This is a genomic window from Acinetobacter sp. CAU_H_29a_1 (assembly GCF_058599505.1).
Window position 1 is genome coordinate 2,763,040 of sequence record NZ_CM178655.1, and the last position, 21,554, is coordinate 2,784,593.

The window sequence follows — 21,554 nt, forward strand, 5'->3', positions numbered from 1 at the left end:
GATAATGGAAATCCGCTATCGGTATCAGTACAGGAAATCCTGTATCGGGGTGGTCATCTTGACCATGACCACACTGTATGACTGTACGAAAGTTTCGTAGTTCATCACTACTACGGAAAACTCAGGTTAGCCAACGCAATTTTGCTTATATCCCCCAGTGGGGGGTAGTCCTATGTTCAGGCTATTTGTAGCAGTAAACCGCACGAATAATCATGCTGTAATTCTATTGGGATTTTAAGCCTTAAAACCACATTTCCGCCCATCCCTCGCGCGCGCGCGCGTTTTGTTGACTGAGTTACTTTAAGTTACTCACTTGGTCGCGTTTGAAGTGTGGTCAAGTTTTCGTCCAGTGAATACCGTTGCTCAATTTTGAGCTTTGCTTTTAAAACATGGATTTAGCCAGCGCAATTTTGCGCCGTCATACTGTTAGTAAATGTTAGTTTTGCGGACTGCTTTAAAAGAGAATAGAACCTTATAAAACCTAATATTAGGACTTCATAAAACTTCAGTTTTTCGGACTGCTTTAAAAAAGGTAAACCTGTTAAAACTTGTTATTCAAAAATGCCATGCTGTTATCAATTGTTATGGTTTGGACTACTACAAAATACTACTTTCCGTTTACTGCTCTGACTTATCAAAACTTAACATTGCAAGCAGCGTAAATCCTAAGTAATCCTAAGTTCACAACCTGACAAAACCTGACATTTAGAACGCCGTAGCTGTAAGCAATAGTAAGTACCTTTAACATTATTTTAACTTTTGAAAATCGGCTCACAACTAGGTAAATCCTTTATATATAAGCCTTTGTAGTGATTTTTTAACTTTAACAACTTTAACTTATTAGCTAAAACAGAATTTTTTTTGCTGGTGCGGTTGGGAGTGGTATCCGCTTTATGTCATCCCTCAACTTATCAGCTCCCCCCCGACTGGTTAGCCGTCACTGATAGATTGAACCTAACAAAACTTAACCTTTGAACCTGATAAAACTTGAAATTAGAACCCAGCAAAACCCAACGATTAAACCTTATAAAACCTGATATTTGTGATACGTAGTGATACAAGATAGGTATTCCTCAAAAACGGCGTAAACCTTGCTGTGCTTAGTTTTGAGCATGGTTTTCATAGTCTTTTTAATGTGGTGCTGTAACACAAGAAATTCTTTACGTAGCTATACAAAATAGGGGGTGCAATCACTCTATTTCTTCAATTTGCGAAACAATCCTATGAAAGAAATGCTTTTGCGAAACAAACCCTATGGAAGAAATGATTTTTTGCAAAACTCACCCTATGAAAGAGATGCTTTTAATCTAATTAGACTGCACCGATCTAAAGCTGTTTATTCTATTGTCACGATTTCCGTGATAGTTGAATCTGCATGGTTATCTTGACCATTCAGCCAATAAAAAAGCTCCCCATATTTAGGGAGCTTCGATTAAAGCAATTGCAGCTCATCGGCTCGAATCTCGGTTATTTCCCGATCCGTTCCTTTACTGTCTTTCCACTTCCTTGTACGCAATGAGCCTTCGATATAAACCTTTCCGCCTTTCTTGAGGTACTTGCTCGCAATCTCGGCTAAACGGTTGCTAGTGGCGATTCTGTGCCATTCTGTGGCCTCTTTGCGCTCGCCTGTGGTCTTGTCTTTCCAAAACTCGGTAGTTGCAACGCTGAATGTTGTAACGCTGCCACCGTTGGGAAATTGTTTAGTTTCAGGGTCACGGCCTAATACACCCATCACAGTTACTTTGTTTACGTTTGGCATTGGCTTAAATCTCTCTAATTTTCTCAGAATGTCAATTTTGTAGGGGCAACATGGGCAACGTGGGCAACATGCTTGCTATCAAAGCGTTTCAGGCTGTTGCCTCTTTTTTTCCACTTGGGCAACATGGGCAACATTTGAGGTAAATCTTAATTTGTTGCCTTTGTTGCCTTTTGCGTTTCTCTATGGGCAACATGCTCAAAGCCTTTATTCATAAGGTTGTTGCCCTTGTTGCCTTTGTTGCCCTGTGTTTTTACTATTCCCAACTAAAAATAGCGTCCTTTACTGCATAAACTCGAATAGCCTTGCTTCGACTTGGTAGGCGAACTGTCTTTGTATTTTTTCCTGTGTCATGTTCTAACAATTCTTGAATCAATAAAGCCTTTGCAACTTTTCGGCTATCAAGGCTTTTGCACACTTCATTTTTGAACTGTTCAGGCAGTACAAGAAACAACTTTTCGCCGTTTTCTATTTTCCAGTAACCAACTCGGTTGATAATCTTTTCGATATGGTCGGGGTCGGGAGTAATAGACTCAAATCGGCTTGATTCATTTGCTTCAAAAAATGCCTTAACATGTAGGATATATTCACGGTTTTCATAATCTCCAACATACTCAAAGCTATTGACCCAATCATTAAAAACAGTTTTCACGGCGTTAAATGCTGTACCTGTTTGCCATCCTGTAATCCCTGCTTGTGTAGCAAGCTCTCCCGCTGCTGCAATCAGGGCAAAAGCGTTTGCCACTCGTACAATATGACCTTGGCTGTGACCTGCTACCAATTCAAGGTTGTATTGCTCAAGTAGCTTCTTGGCTTGATTTATGGTGCTTTCCTTGTCACTAGTGAGGTATTCAAGCCATGCCATACCTGCAACGCCGTAGGATTGATTGGAACGCTCCACTAATAACCTAGATTGCTTTGCAGCACTTTCGGCAAAGTCGACCTGATCAAATAGCCCATGTTCGCAATTACTTATATCAATATCAATCAGGCGGATTTCCTGACCCAGCTTGGTCTTTTGTCCGCTTTCCTGCATGATTTCTTTTAAACTCTTTTCGCCAGTAGACAGAAAAATGACTTTCCACTCATAGGACGGTTTAGCGGTTATTTGCTTTGTCATACGTCCTTTGCCTTTACCATTTGCCAGCATATAAACGATATTACCCAGCTCTTTAGGGTTGGTAACTTCCCCTATCTCGTCCAATGCTAAAAAACCGTCATTGTGCATATAAGCTGTATGTTCTAAAGCATTGCCTGTTGATTTCCATGTTTTATGATATTTGCTAGGTTTACCCCATACACTGCACCCAACATATAAGGCCGTTGTCTTGCCTTTTGATGATTGCCCTTTGAAGTGAACGCCAGCGCCGTTCTGCTGCTCCAGTGGCGCAAGCAATTGCCCAGCAAATGCGGAACTCAGCGCGACAACTAATTTGCTATGGGTGGCAATAGGGATAGAAATATTATTTTTCCAATGCTCCAAAGTGCTGTTGCTTTGATAATTACTATCGACCCCCTGAGTAGCTTGATAAACGATTAATTCATTATTTTCATGCTGTCCGATCTGCTTATTAGGCAATACAAATATATTGTCGTGCCATCCCACGCGGTCAACACATAACGCCCTAGCATCCGTCGGATAACTCATTAAATAGCTTTGCAGTAAATTCCTTGCTCTGCCATCAGGTGCAATAATCACTCCTTGATAAGCTAAGGCTTTGCGTAGCTCTACACCGTCCGACTGGAATAGCTCCATAGATAGCGCTTGAATATGTTTAACTCCATCGGCGTCATACCATTCTAACAAGCGACCCCATGCGTTATTAGTCGTGTCCCTTGTTTGTGCCAGCACATTAATAGGACTTGAGATATAACGCCTCAATTCGTCCTCTTTGGTTTGTTCAATGTAATACAAGCCATTTTCAAGGAGATGAAATACACCGTCACCATATTTAAACGGCTTGGCTAAATGGCCTTTGGGTAGACTGGTCTTTTCGGGTAAAGCCTCAATAGCTTCCTCAATAAACGCCAGCACCTCACTTACACTTTCATCCTGACTTAATCCAATCTCGAACTGATTTACACCGATTCTTAAATACTGGCATAGCAGCCTAACCGCCGTGTTTTGCTCCAGCTTTTTAAATGGCTCAAGGTGCATTTGCTCAATTCGGACAGGTAAATAAAGCTGCTTATAGCCTGCCTGTGATAGCTGGTTAATAACGAACTGTATTTGTTCAAAATCATACGGCTTGAGTTCTGTTTTATGGTTGCTGCATAGGGTAGGCAGTAGCACCAATACAACGGCGTAGCCAGTCTGTGCGACCTTAAAGAATGCCTCTAGGCTGTATGTGATAATGACAGGCTGGGCATGGTCAAAATCGCCATACCTTGCAAAGCCTCTAGCCAATCCATCAGGCATGACGGCCACACGCTGCCCATCTTGCATGACAGCACACTGTACAAGCTCCATTTGCCCATCATAGATAGGCATAATTAAAGGCTGTGCATAGGTAACGCCGTTTATATCCACATTGCCATCATCAACATAAATCGGCTGCTCAGGACTGCCAAAACGCTGTATTAATGGATGTGATGAATAAGCATCATTAAACGATACAAGCTGTGTGCATTCGTTTAAAATGGTTTTGGGTGTTATTAGTTCTTTGGGGTGGTCATAATCAAGCATTGTGGCTACCCCCTTTCATTTTCTCCCATTCTGCACTCAGTCGTTTCTCGCCTTGTGCCAATTTCTGCATGTTGTTGTAGCTTAGTTGCTCAAGTACACCAAAACACCGCGTTATTGATTGAAAATAGACTTCTTCCAATCCTTTGAGTTTTGGCAGTAGGGTTATTTCATTTTGCAGAACTTGCAGCATATAGCCGATGGATTCACTGCGTTCCAGCATTTCGCTATACACGTCAGCCAAATCACCAGCATCGTATTTTTTAGGTGTATTTGTAGAATTGATTTGATTAGGCATGATAATGCGCTCCGTTTGAATCTAAGGGAGCTTTACCATTCACGACCAAGTGAGGGTGGCAAAGCTGAAAAGGGTTGGTCGATAGGCTCAAACGGATACCTACACACTCGAAAGTGTCCCTCTCCAGCTCCGCCATAACATGCGAACGCATAGAGATATTACGCACAAAAAAAGCCCTTGCGGACTGTGCGCCGTTTGAATCATAGCCGACCAAAGCTAACTTTGAGATTTTGCTCAAAGCCCGATTAATATAACCATACTTGGGCATGTTAGCAATATTGAATGATTTATTTTTCATGCTTCCGCCCCTTTCAAGTAAGCATCAATAAGCTGCTGTAAGCTCTCCCCATGCAGCACCATAACGCCAGTAGCTTGAGGGTTTTGCATAAGTTGCTTCATGCCGTCATCAATGGCCTGAACTCCACCGCCTACGGTGATTAGTTCAATAAAACTACAAGCCTCATTGTTTACGATTAAATCTGCCTCAATATCTGCCTCGGTGTTAGTGCGATATGAAGCCAATACAAAATCTTTCATGATTTCACCTCACTGCACACGATTGATATGAATATCTGAATTAATCAAAACGCCATCATTTGATAAGCCGACCTGCTGGCGGTTATCCATCATCTGCAATAAACGCTGTTCTGCTTCTTCAAAGCTAATGCCGAAATGCTTTGCAATGTCCTCTAACTGGTACATAGGTTCGCCGTCATCCGTATAACCGCTTGGCGGTGGTAGTAGGTTTAACTCTTTGGCCTTTTGGTGCATTTCTTCTTTGATATGCTCAGGCGTGTAGTGCATTGTCAAAATGAGTGCCTGCTCTGTGATGGGGTGGTGTTCTCCGTACTGCTCGCGCATTGCTTTGTAATGGGCAAAAGCTTTGAAAAACTCAGGGTTTACATATTTATTCATTGTCTACCCCCTCAAAAGTTAGCTGTAAATTTGCTTTGCATGTTTCAATGCGGACGGCGTTTAAATGCTTTTCGTGTTTACGGCGGTGCATACCTAAGCTGTGAAATGTACCTTTGTCCTTAGAAACTTTTTCTTGCATACATAGGCGGTTTAATTCTTCATAAGCGGTCTGCCGTGCTACATAACTCCCAGTCTTGCGGATGCTCGGCAATACCTCAGCAAATACCCAGTCTTGAAAGCTCAATGCTTGAGGCTTATTAGAACGAAAGATAATGCGGTATAGATTTGGCTCATTGATAAACTTGAGCTTTTGAGTACCGCCATTTGTCGGGATGTGGCAATCCGCCACACCCTTTGAATCTAACTCACGAAATAGTCGTGATGTACGGCTTATATCTAAAGACTTATAAACATCGGTCAAACAAAACCACGGTTCTTTACAGTCATCTAGGACAATCCGAACGCCGTGTTCATTAAAATTAAAAATAGATGGGTTCATGCTGCCACCTGCTTAATAAGTTCATAACGTGCATGTCTGCCAATGCCTGAATTATTGCGCTCGTTATGGGTCACAATGTCATAGCCTGCATTGCGTAAACGCTGAATGATTGCGCTCAGGCGATAACAGTTAAAAAGGTCGATAGCCTCGGCCTGTGAAATGGTTTTGCCTTGCTTGAGGTATGCTAGGACTTGTTTTAATTGGGTGTTATTCATTGTTTAAGCCTCCATAGCTGCAAGGCTTTGTTTTTGGTTGTTGTGCCACTCTACAAGCTCGGCATAGTCAAAATAGACTGGTGCTTGTTTGGTATCCCCTGTTTTGATTGGTCGTGGAAATGCTGTATCAGTACGCACGATATGGCGCAATGATTCACGGCTTATGTCCAGTAGCTCACAAGCTGTTTTGAATTGAACGCGGATTGGTTTGATAGTCATTTATGCACCTACATAGCTAAATATTGTTAGGGCATAAAAACAGATTTTCTAAGGTGTCATGCAAGTAGCACCTGTATAAAAAAAGGTGACACCTTTAAGTGACACCCCTCCTTAAACCTATGTAAAACAATTATTTTTTGGGATTTGTTATAGCGCAAATTCTTTTGACAAGATTTACTTGTGTGACTTTTTTGTTTTTTAGAATATTGGTTATAGCTGGGGTGTGCTCTTGATGTGGATATTCATTTTCTAAGTATTTAGCCTCCCATGCCTGTACTGCTAACAATAATTCAGGTGCATAATTCTTATGTGCTGGGTCAAGTGCTGGGTGTATTGGAGTTACTTGTTCAAGTTCTGCTTTCAGTCTTTCATTTTCTTTTTTTAGCTGTTCTATTGTTCTGTCATCATCGGTAGAGTTTTGATCTATATGGCTTACTTCTGAATGCCTTAATTCATCATTAAAGCCATCAATAAATTCGCCATCTTTTGCTAAAAACTGCTTAAATTCACTGGCACATAGTCGATTGCTATAACTATCATAACTAAGCATCTGAGCATCTATACAAGTGCTTATATAATCGTAAGCCCCTAAATAATTAGAAAAATTCTGCTTAAAATTGGTGTCATTTTGACATTGCTCAACATACTGGGGGTCATACCCAGTCATGATGCAAGCTGCCTCATGAAAGGTTAATAAAGGCTTTTTATAAAGTAGTGGTATTATTTTATTTTTGGCCTGTAACTCGCACTCATCAAGTTTTTCCATTTCCTCTATAAAGGTATCTTTTTTTCTCTTACTTCCCCATAACATAACTTTCGATATTAGAAAATTACTGTAATCATCAGGGGTGATATTGAGTTTTTGGATTGCTTCAAAGTTAAAAAAATCAGATTTTAGCCAATAGTAATGCTCATAGTCGGCTTTTTCGTAGTTATCAGAATATCTATTCCCTGAATACTTAAAATTCTCTAATCCCTTTTTTAAAATATCACTTGTTATTGACCAGTCCTCAAACGGAATATCCTCTATTCTGCTGTCGTTAGTCAAGATTCGACCTAAATAGTCTTTTTTATATGTTTGGGTAGAATAATTAAATCCCTTTAGCATTAAAAATCTACAAACATCAGGTACTTGATTTTCTGTTTTAAATTTAATCAGCTCAATTGCATCAATAGCATTTATATACTTCCCATTTTTTTCATCTTGATCTGCAAATAAATTAACTTCGCCAAATATTCCTTGTTCCATACATGCCTCCCACAGCACCCCCAAAAAGTTGCTAGGTAAACAAGTTGGGTACTTGCTTGTCGGATGCCTCCTATACCTAGCAAACTAAATATAATCTATATTTCCCTATATTTGTGCATTTAGTGGCAATTGCTGCGACAAGTCTTGTCACTTCGCCTTTTTAAATTGAATAATGCTCTGATCCGCAATTTCTTCTAAATGGTTCGCATACCATTGCATCATGCTTGCTCTGTCGTCTAAATATTGAGCCTTGTTATACACCCCTGCTACACCGTCCTTTACGTGTGCCAGTGCTGCTTCGATATGACGTTCATCAAAACCACGATTGTTTAATAAGGTGCTGGCGATATGCCTAAATCCATGCGGTGTCTGTCTGCCCTCATACCCCATACGGCGTAAGGCCATAATAAAAACGGTGTCTGACTTTGGCTTACTTTTATCCGATCTGCTCGGAAATAAATAATCTGAATTAGTTTGGTAGGTCTGCAACTCTTTTAATATTGCCAATGCTTGAGTAGACAAAGGGACGATATGCTCACGGCGTTTCTTCATACGCTCGGCTGGTATATTCCACACCCCTTGATCTAGGTCGAACTCTTGCCACTTGGCTTCTCTTAGCTCGGTAGGTCGGCAGAACAACATAGCTAAAAGCTGCAATCCCATCCGAACGTCCATAGTTGGATAATTATTGATGGCTCTAAGTAGTGCTGGTAATTCCTGTTCACTCACATGGGACATATTTTGCTTAATACCTTGCTGTAGGTATTTTTGGATGCCTTCAACTGGGTTGTAATCAATACGGCCTGTCACCTTTGCAAAATCGTATATATCGCGACACATGGCACGAACTCGATTTACTTGTTCATAGATGCCCTGCTTTTGTTGAATACCTTTTAAATGATTCATCCATTCAATCGGTTTGATTGTGGTGTACAAGCGTTTGCCGAAAATTGGGAATATATGTTTTTCTAATGCACTCTTATTTCGGGTCATGGTGTCCTGTACCCAAGTATTTGCTTTTGTGTCCAGCCATTCACGTGCTAATACTTCAAAGGTAGCGTTATTCTGCTCAAGCTCTTTGCGCTTGCGTTCTTGTTTGGTGATGATTGGATTATCGCCGTGCGAAATGTCTTGGACTATCTCAGATGCTTTTTTTCTTGCGCCTTTGCCTGACAGTTCAGGATAAGTACCTATCCCAAGCCATGACCATTTACCATCAGCTTTTTTATATCTGAATAACCATGCTTTTTTACCATCAGGCTTTACACGGAAATATAAGCCGTCGCCGTCCAGCTCCCGATACTCTTTTGATTCAGGCTCTAGGTTAGCTAGTACGGTATCTGATAACGGTCTACGTTTAATTTCTGTTCTTTTCATGGCTTGTACACCAACGGATTCAATAAATCTTGCAATGTACAAGACAGTGTACACGGTGCATGTACACTGTAGCTAGTTATATTTGGTTATGTTTAGGCAAGAAAAAAGGCTTGAACCCTTTAGATTCAAGCCTTTCATCTACTATTTAAAACATATTTGGGTATGTTTTGTTAGGTATTTGGTGGAGGTGGCGGGAGTTGAACCCGCGTCCGCCAGCACTACGCTCGAGAATACTACATGCTTAGATATCGTCTATTGTTTTAACTCTTTGTGACCCGACGAACAGGGTACAAATCGCGATCCTCTTAATTTAGTACAAAACCCCGAGGCTTGGTTTTATACGGACTTGTGTGCGTGCGCTTCAGTCGGACTCTCTAACCACAAGTATTCGGAGAGGCGGACAAGCTGCCCTTAGGCAGCTAGAGCGTATGATTCGTCGTTTGCGACTAAAAAATGCAAATTTGATTTACGAGAGAAAATGCGCTCTCGACATGCATCTATGAGTTTCATCACCAGCGTCGAAGCCAGAAACACCCCCAAAGTAGCGGCAATCATAGCATAGTTGCTAGAAAATACGATCTATTTTCTAAACAAACACACATATTGATGCGCTTAATTACATAATTGCGCTAATATTTTGGTTTTCAAGTCCAACAATAAAATAATTTATGAGCTACTTACTTGCACTCGACCAAGGAACCACTTCGAGTCGTGCCATTATTTTCAATGAACAAGGTCAAGTTCAGGCAACGGCGCAACGCGAAACACGTATACATACCCCCCAATCAGGCTGGGTAGAACAAGATGCCCAAGAGATTTGGAGCTCACAAATTGCTGTTGTACAGCAGGCTCTGGCTTCTGCTCGTATTTTAGCCAAAGACATCAAAGCAATTGGTCTTACTAACCAAAGAGAAACGACTGTCGTATGGGATAAACGTACAGGACAGCCGCTTGCACCAGCCATTATCTGGCAAGACCGTCGCGCATTTGAATGGTGTAATCAGCTCCTACAGCAAAACTTAAAAGATAAGATTCAATCCAAAACTGGACTCCGAATTGACCCTTACTTTAGTGCAGGAAAACTGGTCTGGTTACTTGAGCATGTCAATGGTCTACGCAGACTGGCTGAACAGGGGCATGTGGCCTTTGGCACGATTGATAGTTGGCTGATTTGGAATCTTACCCAAGGTGCTCAACATGTCATCGAAGTCAGCAATGCTTCTCGCACCATGCTCATGAACTTAAGTACCCAGCAGTGGGATGAAGAGCTATTAGATTTATTTAATATTCCGTCTGCATTACTGCCGAAAATCATCAACTCAGACACCTACGTCGCAGATACCGCGGCAGGCTTGCTCGGTGCCAATATTCCGATCACAGGCATATTAGGCGACCAGCAGTCTGCACTATTTGGACAGTCCTGTTTTGACATTGGGACTGCAAAAAACACCTATGGCACAGGTTGTTTTATGCTGTTCAATACAGGCGAGACCGTTCAATACAGTAAAAACAAACTGCTTTCGACACTGGGTTGGAAAACGCAACATCAAACCACTTATGCCCTAGAAGGCAGTGTATTTATGGCAGGTGCGATTGTTCAGTGGTTACGGGATAATTTAGGCATTATTCAAAAAAGTAGCGATGTTGAAAAATTAGCTTGTACAGTTCAAGATACCGATGGCGTCATGCTGGTTCCGGCATTTACTGGACTCGGTGCACCACATTGGGACAGTGAAGCGCGTGCCCTATTATGTGGAATGTCTCGCGGCACCAATAAGGCCCATATCGCCCGTGCAGCCTTAGAATCCATTGCCTTTCAAGTTTCGGATGTACTGACCGCCATGCAAGCCGATATTCAGCAGCCGCTGAAAGAGCTCCGCGTCGATGGTGGTGCCAGTCAAAATGACATGCTTATGCAATTTCAAGCCGATATTTTAAATGTGCCTGTACTACGCCCTAAGATGCAAGAGTCGACCGCATGGGGCGCAGCGGCCATGGCAGGCTTAAGGTGTGGCGTATTTTCAAGTTTGGATGAAATTGCACAGTCTTGGCAGCTTGAACGTGCTTTTGAACCAAAAATGAGTCCAGATCAACGTGAATTTCACTTACAACAATGGCAATCTGCCTTGAAACGCGCAAAGTCAGAACTTTGATTATTTAACGCTATTGTTTTGATATCTCAAAACATCATAAAACGGCATAACATACATAATAAAAAACCGCTTCTAAAAGCGGTTTTTTACTACCCTAATGCGCATGTCCGCCACCGCCTGCCCCTATTTTAGGTTTAGGACAGAGCCAAATAATGGATGCTGCAAATAGAAACACCAAGGCCAAGATCAGGAAAATATAGTTTGCCGACAAGGTCAATGCTTCTTTATCCACTACACTAGAAATATAGCCTAATGCACCTTCCGCGCTCATTCCCTGCTGCATCAACACCGACTGGGTTTGATCTGTATGCAAACTGCCGACCATTTCGCTACGTGCAACTTTGGTATGGTCGTCCCAAATAGTGACAGCAATAGAGGCGCCTATCGCCCCTGCCATAGTTCTTAAGAAGTTCATTAAACCTGCGGCAGATGCCATTTCATGCGGCAATACCGATGACAGCGCCATGTTTGATAATGGGATAAAGAAAAATGGCACAGCAAAGCCCTGCAAGATTTGCGGTAATGCCAATGCAAAAAAGTCTGCATCGGTAGTCCAGAACGAGCGCATCAAGGTTACCCCGCCCAAGATACTCAAGCCAAAACTGGCCAGGGCACGTTGGTCATATTTGGTTGCTAATTTCGCCACAATAGGTGACATAGCTAAACTACCAAAACCCATGGTTGCGGTTAAATAACCGGCCCAAGTTGCGGTATAGCCCAAATTGATCTGTAACCACTGCGGAATCAGTACAATACTGCCAAAAAATGCGCCAAAGCCAAAGGCCAGTGCCAAGACAGAAATCGTGAAGCTACGGTATCTAAAGATTTGAATATTCACCACTGGATGCCGTTCGGTCAGCTCCCAAATGGTAAAAATCACCAAGCCAATCACAGCCGTTAAAGCCAGTATCACGATCGCAGGGCTATTAAACCAGTCGCGTTCATGCCCCAGATCGAGCATGAGCTGTAATGCCCCAATCCATAAAATCAGGAGGATCAATCCACCGCGATCAATTTTGAGTTTGGCCGTTGCGGTTTCCGCAGGTTTAAGCAGACGCATCGCTGCAAAAGCACATGCGATACCAACAGGAATATTAATAAAGAAAATCCAATGCCAAGACATGTTGTCACTGATGGTTCCGCCTAAAATTGGACCAAGAATCGGGCCAACCACTGTCGTCATTGCCCACATGCCCATCGCTTGGGATTGCTTTTCTGGAGGGAAAATCCGCATCAGTAACATCTGACTGAGCGGCATGATCGGGCCACCAAATAAACCTTGACCAATTCGGCAGAAAACCAACATTTCTAAACTTGTCGATAAACCACACAGTACCGAAAATATGGTGAAGCCAATCAGACTTAAGGTAAAAACCCTCACGCCACCAAAACGACCTGCGAGCCAGCCTGTTAAAGGGACACAAATCGCTTCAGCCACAGCATAAGAGGTAATCACCCATGTCCCTTGCGAACTCGATACTGCAAGGCTTCCCGTAATATGAGGCACAGAAACATTGGCAATGGTCATGTCCAGCACGACCATAAAGTTGGCCAAAGCAAGGACGAAAGCCGCCAGCATCAGGCGACCACCCTTTAAGTCACCATAGGGAACGTAGCTATTCATGCGCAACTACTTCGATTTCAAATCGATTTGAGCTTCCATCGACAAGCCAACACGTAAAGGATGTTCAGCCAACTCTTTCGGGTCAAGTTGAATACGTACAGGCAAACGCTGTACCACTTTAATCCAGTTACCGGTGGCATTTTGTGCAGGAATCAGCGCGAAGGCAGAACCTGTTCCACCGGAAAAGCCCAAGACCATGCCATGGAACTCAACTGAGTCGCCATAGAGGTCTGAGGTTAAAACGGCCTTTTGACCGGGGCGTACATTTTCAAGCTGGCTTTCTTTAAAGTTCGCGTCGACATATAACTGTGAAATTGGCACCACCACCATGAGCACCGAACCCGGTGCGACACGCTGTCCAACTTGAATTTTTCGGCTCGTCACCACCCCATCAAATGGTGCTTTAATTTCAGTACGCTCTAAATCAAGTAAAGCTTGTTTTAGTTTTGCTTGAGCAACCAAAACATCGGGGGTCGAATTTTCATTGCTGCCTTTAATTAAGGCTTCATTTGCAGCCAAATTGCTTTGTGCAGCTTTCTGACTGGATTTAGCCTGCGCCAAACCCGCTTGCGCCAAGTTATAGCCTGCTTGCGCATTATTTAAAGCAGCTTGTGCCGTGCTTAATTCTTCTTTAGAAATCGCGCCTGTCGCACTCAACTGCTGACGACGGTTCAAATCATCTTGCGCTTTATCCAACTCCGCTTTGGCTTTAGCCACTTGTGCTTCAGCACTATGAATGGCGTCATCACTTACAAAGACTTGCGAGTTTAGAGAGCTACTGTTGGCCGCACTTTGTTTATACTGGCGCTGCGCTTTAAGTAATTCGGCCTGAGCTTGGGCTACAGCAATTTCAGCATCACGATGATCGACCAAAACCAACACATCGCCTTGCTTTACAGTTTGCGTGTCACTGACCAACACTTTTTCAACTTGGCCTGTCACCATAGAGGTAATCGAGGCCGTTTCTGCGCCCACATAAGCATTATCAGTTGAAACCGAATGGTTAAAGAACAGTTTCCAAATCAAGAATAAAATGGCAGCAATGATCAGGATCATAGCCACGAAACCTAAGCTTTTCTTACGTTTGGCTTTCAGTGCTTGATCATTGATTTGATCGGCTGGATCAGTATCTGGCAGTGTATTTGAGGCATCTGTCATTGATTTTTCCTAAATCTAACAGACTTGGTCAGCCGGCATCATCCCTGCGAAAGGGACATCAGACAAGTATTGTCTGCATTGGTGTCGATGAGAAAGTCACAATAAAATTTGATGCATTCTAAGAGCAAATAATCACATTTTGAGAAAATAAATTGTAACTGCTCAGTCTATTTTAGTTTTTAGCATCCAACTTCCTATTAGATGCTATAAATTTCACTTGAATATTAAATACTTAATTAATTTAAAACTAATAAGCATAAGAAGCAATAGCTGTGGCAATCGATTTGCCTTCATCATTGACCATGGTCATGCGCATGGTACAGCCTTTACGCCCTAATCTTAGGGTTTCAGCACGGGCAATAAAGTACTTTCCCCGTCCCGGCGCGAGATAATCGACCCGCATATCCACTGTAGCTAAACGGGATACTTTTTTAATGGTGTCCGCAATCGTGTCAGGTTCCGCTTTTTTATACAGTTCCCCCATCGCTACAATGCCACCAATACTGTCCAAAACCGTTGCAGCCACGCCACCATGTAAAATTTGGAACGCAACATTGCCAATTAAGTAATCTTGCATATCGATATAGGCTTCAATTTGCCCGTCAACGACTCGCATAGTCATGGTGTTGTGCTTAAAAAATGGCGACGCATTAAAAGCCTTAACCAACTGCTCAAAAACCACATCAATATCCACTTTTGCTCCTAAGTGTATGCTGCCCGTCCAGCTTTTTTCACCACTACTCATAACAATCTGCTTCACTCTTAAAACAATAAAAACCCGTCAATATGTGCCCAAAGCCATAAGATAGGTCTACAATACTGACCTAGTTTAATACCGATTATCGAGATTTGTATGACCTATACGTTCAATCGTCCCGCCTTCCCCGCTACTCGCATGCGTCGTATTCGTAAAAATGAACATCTGCGCTCTATGGTTCGCGAGACCCATTTAACGACAGATCATCTTATCTATCCAGTATTTGTACTGCCGGGACAGAACCAGACGCAAGACATCCCCAGTATGCCGAAGGTGCAACGCCTATCTGCGGACTTACTCTTAAAAAAAGCAGAACGTTTACTTGAACTTGGCGTATCGAAACTGGCGTTATTTCCAGTTACTCCCCAAGAAGATAAAAGCTTAAGTGCCGAAGCAGCATGGCGTGAAGATGGTGTGGTTCAAAACACGCTACGTCTGCTCAAAAAAGAATTACCTGAAATGGTGCTGATTACCGATGGCGCACTTGACCCGTATACTACGCATGGTCAAGACGGTATCATTGATGAAACAGGTTATGTACTCAATGACGAAACCGTTGAAGCACTGATCAAACAAGGGTTAAGCCACGCTGAAGCTGGAGCAGATATTTTTGCGCCAAGTGACATGATGGATGGTCGTATCGGGGCGATTCGTCAAGCCTTTGAAGCCAATGGTCATATCTACACCTCAATCATGGCCTATTCAGCAAAATACGCGTCGAGCTTCTATGGCCCTTTCCGTGATGCGGTCGGTTCATCCAGCAACCTTAAAGGTGGCAACAAATACAACTATCAAATGGATGTCGGCAACCGCGCAGAAGCATTACATGAAATTGCCCTCGATATTCAAGAAGGGGCTGACATGGTGATTGTGAAACCGGGTATGCCGTATTTGGACATTGTCCGTGAAGTCAAAGATAACTTCGGTGTGCCGACTTTCGTTTACCAAGTCAGTGGCGAATATGCCATGCTCGCAGCGGCCATCCAAAACGGCTGGTTATCGGACAGCGTGATTATTGAATCACTGATGAGCTGTCGCCGCGCGGGTGCAGATGGTATCTGGACCTATTTTGCAGAAGAAGCTGCACTGAAACTAAAAGACATGAAGTAACAGCCTGTTTAGAAGGATTGAATTTCAATGCATATTGCCATCATTGGTGCAGGAATCAGTGGTTTACTGACAGCGCTTGAGCTGATTGAACACGGTTGTTCGGTTGAGATTTTTGACCAACAGCAAGCGGGACAAGCGGCTTCATGGGCAGGTGGAGGGATTCTCTCCCCGATGTACCCATGGCGCTATGCACAAAGTGTCAATGACCTCGCCAAATATGGCAAAAGCATGTATCAAGCATGGAATGAAAAAATTAGTCCGGTTTCGGGGATAGATTTTGAAATCCACGAAACAGGTATGCTGATTTTTGATGAAGCTGATTTTGACATTGGCCTAAATTATAAAAACCAACATCAAGAACCGATGCAGCATTGTGAACTTTTGCAACGCGAACAACTGGAACAGGTCAATCCGCGCATTTCTTCGCGCTTTCAAAAAGCTATCCATTTTCCACAGTTAGCCAATGTCCGTAATCCTCGACTGCTCAAGTCGATTGTGGAATATCTCAAACGGCAGCCACAAGTCACCTTTCATGAGCAAGCGTGGGTACATACCTTTGACATGCTCAATCAGAAAGTTCAAGGGATAAAAACTGCCGATGGACAAAGCTACCATGCAGATCATGTAGTGATTGCAACAGGCGCATGGTCACAGCATTGGTCCGAACAACTCCAGTGCAGCATTCCAGTGAACCCCGTACAAGGGCAAATGTTACTGTTTAAAACCCCGGAAAACTGGCTACCAACCATGTGTATGAATCAAGTTATGTATTTAATTCCACGTTTGGACGGTCATATCGTTTGTGGTTCAAGCATGGCGGATGTCGGTTTTGACCAACGCCCTTCACTACAGACCCAGCAAAATATTTATAAAGCCTGTTTGGACATGGTGCCCGAACTGGCCGATTTCCCAATTGTGAAGCATTGGGCAGGTCTACGCCCAAGTTCGCCAACGGGCGTCCCTTATATCGGAGCATTTCCTGAAATAGCCAATCTCTGGGCAAACTTCGGTCACTATAGAAATGGTCTATGTATGGGGCCTGCATCTGCACGACTGCTACGAGAATTGATGTTAGGCCAAAACTTAACGGTTGATGCGACTGCCTATACTCCAGAACGTTTAGCACATTTTGCGTGATGATGCTTCGCCACAATCAGGCTTTGGGCTGAATGAGATGAAGCAATCCTTCTTTTAAAGTCTGATACTTAAACTCAAATCCCTGTGCTTTCAATGCTTCGGGGCGAATAAATTGACCATTCAACACCAGTTGAGACTGCTCGCCTAAAAGTAATTTCAACACAAAAGCGGGTAAAGAAAGTACAGGTCTACGTTTTAGAATTTGCGCTGCAGTTTGTGCAAATGCTGACTGGGTAACTTTTTCTGGACTGACGACATTAAAGACTTGTGCAGTGGTTTCATGCAACATTAGAAACTCAATCGCTCGCAGTACATCTTGAATATGCACCCACACCACAGGTTGCCGCCCCAAACCAATACGTCCACATAAGTTCATTTTGATCGGAAACAACATTTGCGGCAAAATGCCAGCCCCACGTCCAAAGACCACACCTAAACGGATAATTTTGGTATTTTGCGATGTGTCTTGCCGTGCAGATTGTTCCCATTTTTGACACAACTCTGACATAAAAATAGACTGCGGCGCTGACTGCTCATTACAACACTCTGTCCATTGTTCAGTCGGATCGATACCATAATAGCCCACCGCTGAACCTGAAATAATACATTTCGGTTTGATCTTTCTTTTAGCGAGATATTGATAGAGCATCGTCGTCATTTCAACGCGACTGGCGATCAGCTTTTGTTTGCGGGCATCTGTCCAACGCCCCTGAGCAATACTTTCCCCAGCCAAATTCACCACATAATCAATGCGATCATGCTTGAGTTCTTCTAAAGCTCGAATCCAAGTTAAATGTGGGTGAATTTTAGGCAAATTTTTCTGTCGACTTAAGCCGATCACTTCATAATCTTTTTCTAATAAATAATCGAGCAAGTTTGAACCAATAAAACCACTTGCTCCTGTCACCAATACACGTTCTTTTTGCATAGCGTGATCTCAAATGATGCTTTTGATCAACTATAGCATTTAGAAGAAAGCTTTACGATTAATCGATTATTTTTGCTGCCATACGCTCTGCTTGTTTGCCATAAAACCAGTACGTCAGCAGATACAGGGGAATCGCGATCAATAAAATCAGAATCACCACCATACTGATAAATTGCGGTTGTTGGACGTAGAGCATAAAGTTTTGCCAAACTTCAGCATCTCCCTGCGCAAAGATAAATAAACCTAACATGAGAAAGGCAAAGTTATAGCTCCAAAAAATCAAACTAAAACCTAAAGTGAATTTTTTCCGTTCTACTTGGGTTGGCGCACGGCGTTGTTGCTTAATAAATTTAAGTAAAACCCAAATCATGGCCACCAAATAAGGTACAGCCGTTAATACCGCTCCCATCCCTGTCGGAAGTAGAGCAGCGAGTACACCACAGACACAACTAAAGACAAAACATATGAAAAAAAACCAGAGAAAATATCGTGTTAGCGAAATCATAGCGCTACTTTAAACCCAGCCAAAAAATCATTATAAAAAAAATTCAGTTTTTTTTCATTTTCATGTCAACCAATCGAAGTTGATGTGCGTTAAATAGGGTACAAGGTCGCAGCAACCGTCAACATTGTACCGGCATCCACAATACGTACGGTGACCTTTCCTAGAGCAATAAGATTGGCTCCAAATTTAAATGTTGTCAGCAGCCGACATTTAAGCGTGAAGCAGTTTTCTTTGACCGACGATTTCATCATCACTCGAATCGTCGGTCTTTATTTTTTTGAGGACTGATTTTTCAGTGCTCCCTCACCTCAATAGATCAAGAAGCCCTTAAAAGTTAATATGAGTTTAAGTGCTGGACGTCTTCTGCATCCTGAATGACATAACCATTACGTCCCCGCTCTTTGGCCAAATAAAGATTCTGATCGACCTCTTTTAAAAAGGCCATTTTGTCATTTTTTTGCGTTGGGATAATGGTCTTCACCCCTAAACTGACCGATAAACGCTGATCCAATGGTGATGTACTATGGCAAATATCAGCGGTACGGATACTCTGTAAAATACGCTCCACCACTTCAATTGCAGACGCTTGTGTTGTATCAGGCAATATCAAAATAAACTCTTCCCCGCCAAAACGTGCGACCAAATCACGTGGTCTTGAGACACTTTTTTTCAGTATTTGTGCAATTTGTTTCAGACAAGCATCACCGAGAAGATGACCATTATGATCGTTGTATTGTTTAAAATAATCGATATCCAATAACATGAGGGTCAAAGGTTGCTGTTCACGCTGGGCATTGAGCCACTCACGTTGGTAGCTATCTTCAAAGAAGCGACGGTTGGCAATCTCCGTCAGACCGTCTTGATACGAATATTCTTCCAGTTGTTTTTTCAGTATTTCTAACTCTTGTTCCTGTTTTTTACGCTCCGAAATATCGAACATAAATCCAACCAAACTATCGACTTCCCCATTGGGTTTGCGCACTACATGCACCACATCGCGAATCCAAATATATTCTCCATTTATGGTCAGTGCGCGATAATCCGCCTCATGATCAACCCCAGAAATCGACTGCGCCACACAAAAATCAACCACCCATGCACGATCATTTTCATGCATTCGCATCGCCCAATCTTCGACTGTTCTCCACGAGTCTTGCTTCCAACCCAGCACTTTTTCAATTTGTGGGCCAATATAACTAAACTTTTTGGTACCCCAATCAATACTCCAAGGAATAGCAAGTGTTGATTCAATCAGCGTCTTATACACCAGATCATTAACAATACGGGGCGAACTGAAAATAGAATCAGACATAGTTATGTTCTCCTTATACCTTGTCCTATTCAAGGCATAACTTATTTTTTAGACATTCTGCATAAATCATTCTTATAAAGTCTCAAAATTGAATCCGTGATCGATGTTCACATTTCATTTACGACTTCGACACGATATACAATTTCACAGAATTACATAATACCCCATTAAAAGAACATTTTTTAATCAAAATTTATCTTTTTACTATGGTGTTAATCAAATAAACCCATCACATTCTTTTTCACATAATCGCTCAATAGTTTTTCTGTGCAATTCAACTTAAAAATAGGCACTCAACTATCAGGTCAAAGATTGTCGTCGTAGCGACAATTATCCATCGCATAATTTTGATTTATGTTAGCTTATAGCTCTATTGCGCTTTGAGCTTGGGGTATCTATGGCTGTTCGTTTTTTTCATACATCTGATTGGCATTTGGGACAGTTTTTTTATAACCATTCCCGTCAGTATGAACATGAACAGTTTTTAGCATGGTTACTGGAACAAATCAGTGCAAGACAGCCAAATGCGCTTTTGATTGCAGGAGACATTTTCGATGTCATCAACCCTGCATCGTCCGCACAAAAGCAACTCTATCAGTTCTTAGCAGATGCGCATGCACGTGCACCGCATATGCAAACCCTGATGATTGCAGGCAACCACGACTCAGGCTACCGAATTGAACAAGTTGAACCGTTACTGGCCAAATACAATGCCAAAGCCGTGGGAGTGATTCATAAAAATAGCCAACAGCAGATCGATCTTGAGCATTTATTGGTGCCAATTTTAGATGAGCAACAAAATACTGTGGCATGGTGTCTGAGCCTGCCCTTTTTACGTCCTGCTGAAATTACAGGCTTTAATGAACACACCACCAATAGCCAAAATGCGATTGCCTATTTGCATCAACAACTGATTGCTGAGGCCAAAGCCCGCAAAACAGCAGATCAAGCCCTGATTTTAATGTCTCATGCACATATGCAAGGCGGCGAAACCTCTGACTCTGAGCGTCCTATAGTAATTGGGAATGAAGAAGCACTCTCCACGACATTATTTGATGAAATCATTGACTATGTGGCACTCGGGCATTTGCATAAACCTCAAAAAGTCGGTGAAGAGCATATCCGCTATAGTGGCTCCCCGATTCCACTATCTTTTAGTGAAATTAACTATAAACATCAAATTGTTGAAGTGACACTTGATCCCACACAAAACGATTCATCCCGTTTTCAATTGAATGTTTTAGCAATACCACGAAGTATTCAACTGCATAAAATACGCGGTGAACTCAATGAAGTACTGGAAAAGCTGCAAGCACTGCCTCAAGGTGCCATCCCAGAGATTGATCAACGTGAATATGTCGATATTGAATACCATACTACTGTTCCACCGCAGCCCAATTTAAGACAACAATTCGAAGAGGCTCTACCCAAAGACCGTTATCGTTTAGTCCGTATTTCACGTCAATATTTAGCGACTGAGCAAGACCCCAATGCACCCGCTAAAGTAAGTTTAGAACCGCCTACACCAGAAAAACTGTTTCAGCAAATTTGGGAAAAACAGGGTTATCACAATGATGCAGAAGTGTTGAACGATTTTATGAGCTTAATGCGTGAAGCAGAACAATCCCTTGCAGATGAACACGAGGCTTAAAGGTTTAG

The 21,554-nt window shown here is 42.4% G+C and carries 21 protein-coding genes and 1 other RNA gene; 4 read left to right on the plus strand and 18 right to left on the minus strand.

Going from position 1 to position 21,554, the window contains the following annotated elements; all coding sequences use genetic code 11:
* Window positions 1-1,432: 1,432 nt before the first annotated feature.
* The 12 genes from ssb to ssrA all read right to left on the minus strand — a co-directional run bounded on the left by ssb (window position 1,433) and on the right by ssrA (window position 9,749).
* Entirely contained in the window at window positions 1,433-1,759 is a 327-nt protein-coding gene (gene ssb / locus AC4MDD_RS13940; protein ID WP_491881889.1) for a single-stranded DNA-binding protein, read from the minus strand.
* 253 nt (window positions 1,760-2,012) lie between these two features.
* Window positions 2,013-4,442, minus strand: coding sequence for a DUF927 domain-containing protein (locus AC4MDD_RS13945; RefSeq protein ID WP_491881890.1), 2,430 nt, complete (start codon window positions 4,440-4,442; stop codon window positions 2,013-2,015).
* Window positions 4,435-4,737 (minus strand): hypothetical protein, encoded by a 303-nt coding sequence (locus AC4MDD_RS13950; protein ID WP_491881891.1) that lies wholly within the window; start codon window positions 4,735-4,737, stop codon window positions 4,435-4,437. Before AC4MDD_RS13950 ends, AC4MDD_RS13945 begins: the two co-directional genes overlap by 8 nt.
* Complete coding sequence (locus AC4MDD_RS13955; protein WP_491881892.1) at window positions 4,730-5,035, minus strand: hypothetical protein; 306 nt, start codon at window positions 5,033-5,035, stop codon at window positions 4,730-4,732. The genes AC4MDD_RS13950 and AC4MDD_RS13955 overlap by 8 nt, the downstream gene beginning before the upstream one ends.
* Complete coding sequence (locus AC4MDD_RS13960; protein ID WP_491881893.1) at window positions 5,032-5,274, minus strand: hypothetical protein; 243 nt, start codon at window positions 5,272-5,274, stop codon at window positions 5,032-5,034. The genes AC4MDD_RS13955 and AC4MDD_RS13960 overlap by 4 nt, the downstream gene beginning before the upstream one ends.
* A gap of 9 nt (window positions 5,275-5,283) precedes the next feature.
* Window positions 5,284-5,652, minus strand: coding sequence for a hypothetical protein (locus tag AC4MDD_RS13965; RefSeq protein ID WP_491881894.1), 369 nt, complete (start codon window positions 5,650-5,652; stop codon window positions 5,284-5,286).
* Complete coding sequence (locus AC4MDD_RS13970) at window positions 5,645-6,151, minus strand: BRO-N domain-containing protein (RefSeq protein ID WP_491881895.1); 507 nt, start codon at window positions 6,149-6,151, stop codon at window positions 5,645-5,647. Before AC4MDD_RS13970 ends, AC4MDD_RS13965 begins: the two co-directional genes overlap by 8 nt.
* Window positions 6,148-6,366, minus strand: coding sequence for a helix-turn-helix domain-containing protein (locus tag AC4MDD_RS13975; protein ID WP_491881896.1), 219 nt, complete (start codon window positions 6,364-6,366; stop codon window positions 6,148-6,150). The genes AC4MDD_RS13970 and AC4MDD_RS13975 overlap by 4 nt, the downstream gene beginning before the upstream one ends.
* A gap of 3 nt (window positions 6,367-6,369) precedes the next feature.
* A complete protein-coding gene (locus AC4MDD_RS13980) occupies window positions 6,370-6,585 on the minus strand; it encodes a transcriptional regulator (protein ID WP_491881897.1) in 216 nt (71 codons plus the stop codon).
* Between the two features lie 130 nt (window positions 6,586-6,715).
* Window positions 6,716-7,834, minus strand: a complete 1,119-nt coding sequence (locus AC4MDD_RS13985; protein WP_491881898.1) for a hypothetical protein — start codon at window positions 7,832-7,834, stop codon at window positions 6,716-6,718.
* Window positions 7,835-7,981: 147 nt separating this feature from the next.
* On the minus strand, window positions 7,982-9,211 hold the full coding sequence (locus AC4MDD_RS13990) for a tyrosine-type recombinase/integrase (protein WP_491881899.1): 1,230 nt from the start codon (window positions 9,209-9,211) through the stop codon (window positions 7,982-7,984).
* A 179-nt stretch (window positions 9,212-9,390) separates the two neighbouring features.
* Window positions 9,391-9,749: a transfer-messenger RNA gene (ssrA, locus tag AC4MDD_RS13995) on the minus strand.
* A 130-nt stretch (window positions 9,750-9,879) separates the two neighbouring features.
* On the opposite strand from ssrA, the gene glpK reads away from it, so the two are divergent.
* Window positions 9,880-11,364 (plus strand): glycerol kinase GlpK, encoded by a 1,485-nt coding sequence (gene glpK / locus AC4MDD_RS14000; protein ID WP_114836979.1) that lies wholly within the window; start codon window positions 9,880-9,882, stop codon window positions 11,362-11,364.
* Window positions 11,365-11,458: 94 nt separating this feature from the next.
* Here glpK and AC4MDD_RS14005 read toward each other — a convergent pair whose 3' ends face one another.
* The 3 genes from AC4MDD_RS14005 to AC4MDD_RS14015 all read right to left on the minus strand — a co-directional run bounded on the left by AC4MDD_RS14005 (window position 11,459) and on the right by AC4MDD_RS14015 (window position 14,891).
* On the minus strand, window positions 11,459-12,988 hold the full coding sequence (locus AC4MDD_RS14005) for a DHA2 family efflux MFS transporter permease subunit (protein WP_491881900.1): 1,530 nt from the start codon (window positions 12,986-12,988) through the stop codon (window positions 11,459-11,461).
* A gap of 6 nt (window positions 12,989-12,994) precedes the next feature.
* Window positions 12,995-14,146, minus strand: a complete 1,152-nt coding sequence (locus AC4MDD_RS14010) for an HlyD family secretion protein (RefSeq protein WP_114837481.1) — start codon at window positions 14,144-14,146, stop codon at window positions 12,995-12,997.
* Window positions 14,147-14,393: 247 nt separating this feature from the next.
* Complete coding sequence (locus AC4MDD_RS14015) at window positions 14,394-14,891, minus strand: thioesterase family protein (RefSeq protein WP_004694841.1); 498 nt, start codon at window positions 14,889-14,891, stop codon at window positions 14,394-14,396.
* Between the two features lie 108 nt (window positions 14,892-14,999).
* Here AC4MDD_RS14015 and hemB point away from each other — a divergent pair, with 108 nt between their 5' ends.
* Window positions 15,000-16,013: a porphobilinogen synthase gene (gene hemB / locus AC4MDD_RS14020; protein WP_005400146.1), complete on the plus strand. Its 1,014-nt coding sequence runs from the start codon at window positions 15,000-15,002 to the stop codon at window positions 16,011-16,013.
* Window positions 16,014-16,040: 27 nt separating this feature from the next.
* Window positions 16,041-17,150 carry a glycine oxidase ThiO gene (thiO, locus tag AC4MDD_RS14025; protein WP_491881901.1) on the plus strand — a complete coding sequence of 370 codons (1,110 nt, stop codon included), beginning with the start codon at window positions 16,041-16,043 and terminating at the stop codon, window positions 17,148-17,150.
* Window positions 17,151-17,166: 16 nt separating this feature from the next.
* On the opposite strand, the gene AC4MDD_RS14030 is transcribed toward thiO, so the two are convergent.
* The 3 genes from AC4MDD_RS14030 to AC4MDD_RS14040 form a co-directional block, all read right to left on the minus strand.
* On the minus strand, window positions 17,167-18,078 hold the full coding sequence (locus tag AC4MDD_RS14030) for a TIGR01777 family oxidoreductase (protein ID WP_279691558.1): 912 nt from the start codon (window positions 18,076-18,078) through the stop codon (window positions 17,167-17,169).
* Window positions 18,079-18,136: 58 nt separating this feature from the next.
* Window positions 18,137-18,583: an ABZJ_00895 family protein gene (locus AC4MDD_RS14035; protein WP_279691560.1), complete on the minus strand. Its 447-nt coding sequence runs from the start codon at window positions 18,581-18,583 to the stop codon at window positions 18,137-18,139.
* A gap of 334 nt (window positions 18,584-18,917) precedes the next feature.
* Entirely contained in the window at window positions 18,918-19,895 is a 978-nt protein-coding gene (locus AC4MDD_RS14040; protein ID WP_279670588.1) for a GGDEF domain-containing protein, read from the minus strand.
* Between the two features lie 397 nt (window positions 19,896-20,292).
* On the opposite strand from AC4MDD_RS14040, the gene AC4MDD_RS14045 reads away from it, so the two are divergent.
* Window positions 20,293-21,546 (plus strand): exonuclease SbcCD subunit D, encoded by a 1,254-nt coding sequence (locus tag AC4MDD_RS14045; RefSeq protein ID WP_279691562.1) that lies wholly within the window; start codon window positions 20,293-20,295, stop codon window positions 21,544-21,546.
* The last annotated feature ends 8 nt before the right edge of the window (window positions 21,547-21,554 follow it).

Bases quoted from the DNA above. Each gene is read 5' to 3' on its own strand.
- glpK (WP_114836979.1), top strand. From the start codon at position 9,880: ATGAGCTACTTACTTGCACTCGACCAAGGAACCACTTCGAGTCGTGCC.
- AC4MDD_RS13970 (WP_491881895.1), bottom strand. From the start codon at position 6,151: ATGAACCCATCTATTTTTAATTTTAATGAACACGGCGTTCGGATTGTC.
- AC4MDD_RS14030 (WP_279691558.1), bottom strand. From the start codon at position 18,078: ATGCAAAAAGAACGTGTATTGGTGACAGGAGCAAGTGGTTTTATTGGT.
- AC4MDD_RS14015 (WP_004694841.1), bottom strand. From the start codon at position 14,891: ATGAGTAGTGGTGAAAAAAGCTGGACGGGCAGCATACACTTAGGAGCA.
- AC4MDD_RS13975 (WP_491881896.1), bottom strand. From the start codon at position 6,366: ATGAATAACACCCAATTAAAACAAGTCCTAGCATACCTCAAGCAAGGC.
- AC4MDD_RS13980 (WP_491881897.1), bottom strand. From the start codon at position 6,585: ATGACTATCAAACCAATCCGCGTTCAATTCAAAACAGCTTGTGAGCTA.
- AC4MDD_RS13950 (WP_491881891.1), bottom strand. From the start codon at position 4,737: ATGCCTAATCAAATCAATTCTACAAATACACCTAAAAAATACGATGCT.
- AC4MDD_RS14035 (WP_279691560.1), bottom strand. From the start codon at position 18,583: ATGATTTCGCTAACACGATATTTTCTCTGGTTTTTTTTCATATGTTTT.
- AC4MDD_RS14005 (WP_491881900.1), bottom strand. From the start codon at position 12,988: ATGAATAGCTACGTTCCCTATGGTGACTTAAAGGGTGGTCGCCTGATG.
- AC4MDD_RS13960 (WP_491881893.1), bottom strand. From the start codon at position 5,274: ATGAAAGATTTTGTATTGGCTTCATATCGCACTAACACCGAGGCAGAT.
- thiO (WP_491881901.1), top strand. From the start codon at position 16,041: ATGCATATTGCCATCATTGGTGCAGGAATCAGTGGTTTACTGACAGCG.
- AC4MDD_RS14010 (WP_114837481.1), bottom strand. From the start codon at position 14,146: ATGACAGATGCCTCAAATACACTGCCAGATACTGATCCAGCCGATCAA.
- AC4MDD_RS14040 (WP_279670588.1), bottom strand. From the start codon at position 19,895: ATGTCTGATTCTATTTTCAGTTCGCCCCGTATTGTTAATGATCTGGTG.
- AC4MDD_RS13955 (WP_491881892.1), bottom strand. From the start codon at position 5,035: ATGAAAAATAAATCATTCAATATTGCTAACATGCCCAAGTATGGTTAT.
- hemB (WP_005400146.1), top strand. From the start codon at position 15,000: ATGACCTATACGTTCAATCGTCCCGCCTTCCCCGCTACTCGCATGCGT.
- AC4MDD_RS13965 (WP_491881894.1), bottom strand. From the start codon at position 5,652: ATGAATAAATATGTAAACCCTGAGTTTTTCAAAGCTTTTGCCCATTAC.
- AC4MDD_RS14045 (WP_279691562.1), top strand. From the start codon at position 20,293: ATGGCTGTTCGTTTTTTTCATACATCTGATTGGCATTTGGGACAGTTT.
- AC4MDD_RS13990 (WP_491881899.1), bottom strand. From the start codon at position 9,211: ATGAAAAGAACAGAAATTAAACGTAGACCGTTATCAGATACCGTACTA.
- AC4MDD_RS13985 (WP_491881898.1), bottom strand. From the start codon at position 7,834: ATGGAACAAGGAATATTTGGCGAAGTTAATTTATTTGCAGATCAAGAT.
- AC4MDD_RS13945 (WP_491881890.1), bottom strand. From the start codon at position 4,442: ATGCTTGATTATGACCACCCCAAAGAACTAATAACACCCAAAACCATT.
- ssb (WP_491881889.1), bottom strand. From the start codon at position 1,759: ATGCCAAACGTAAACAAAGTAACTGTGATGGGTGTATTAGGCCGTGAC.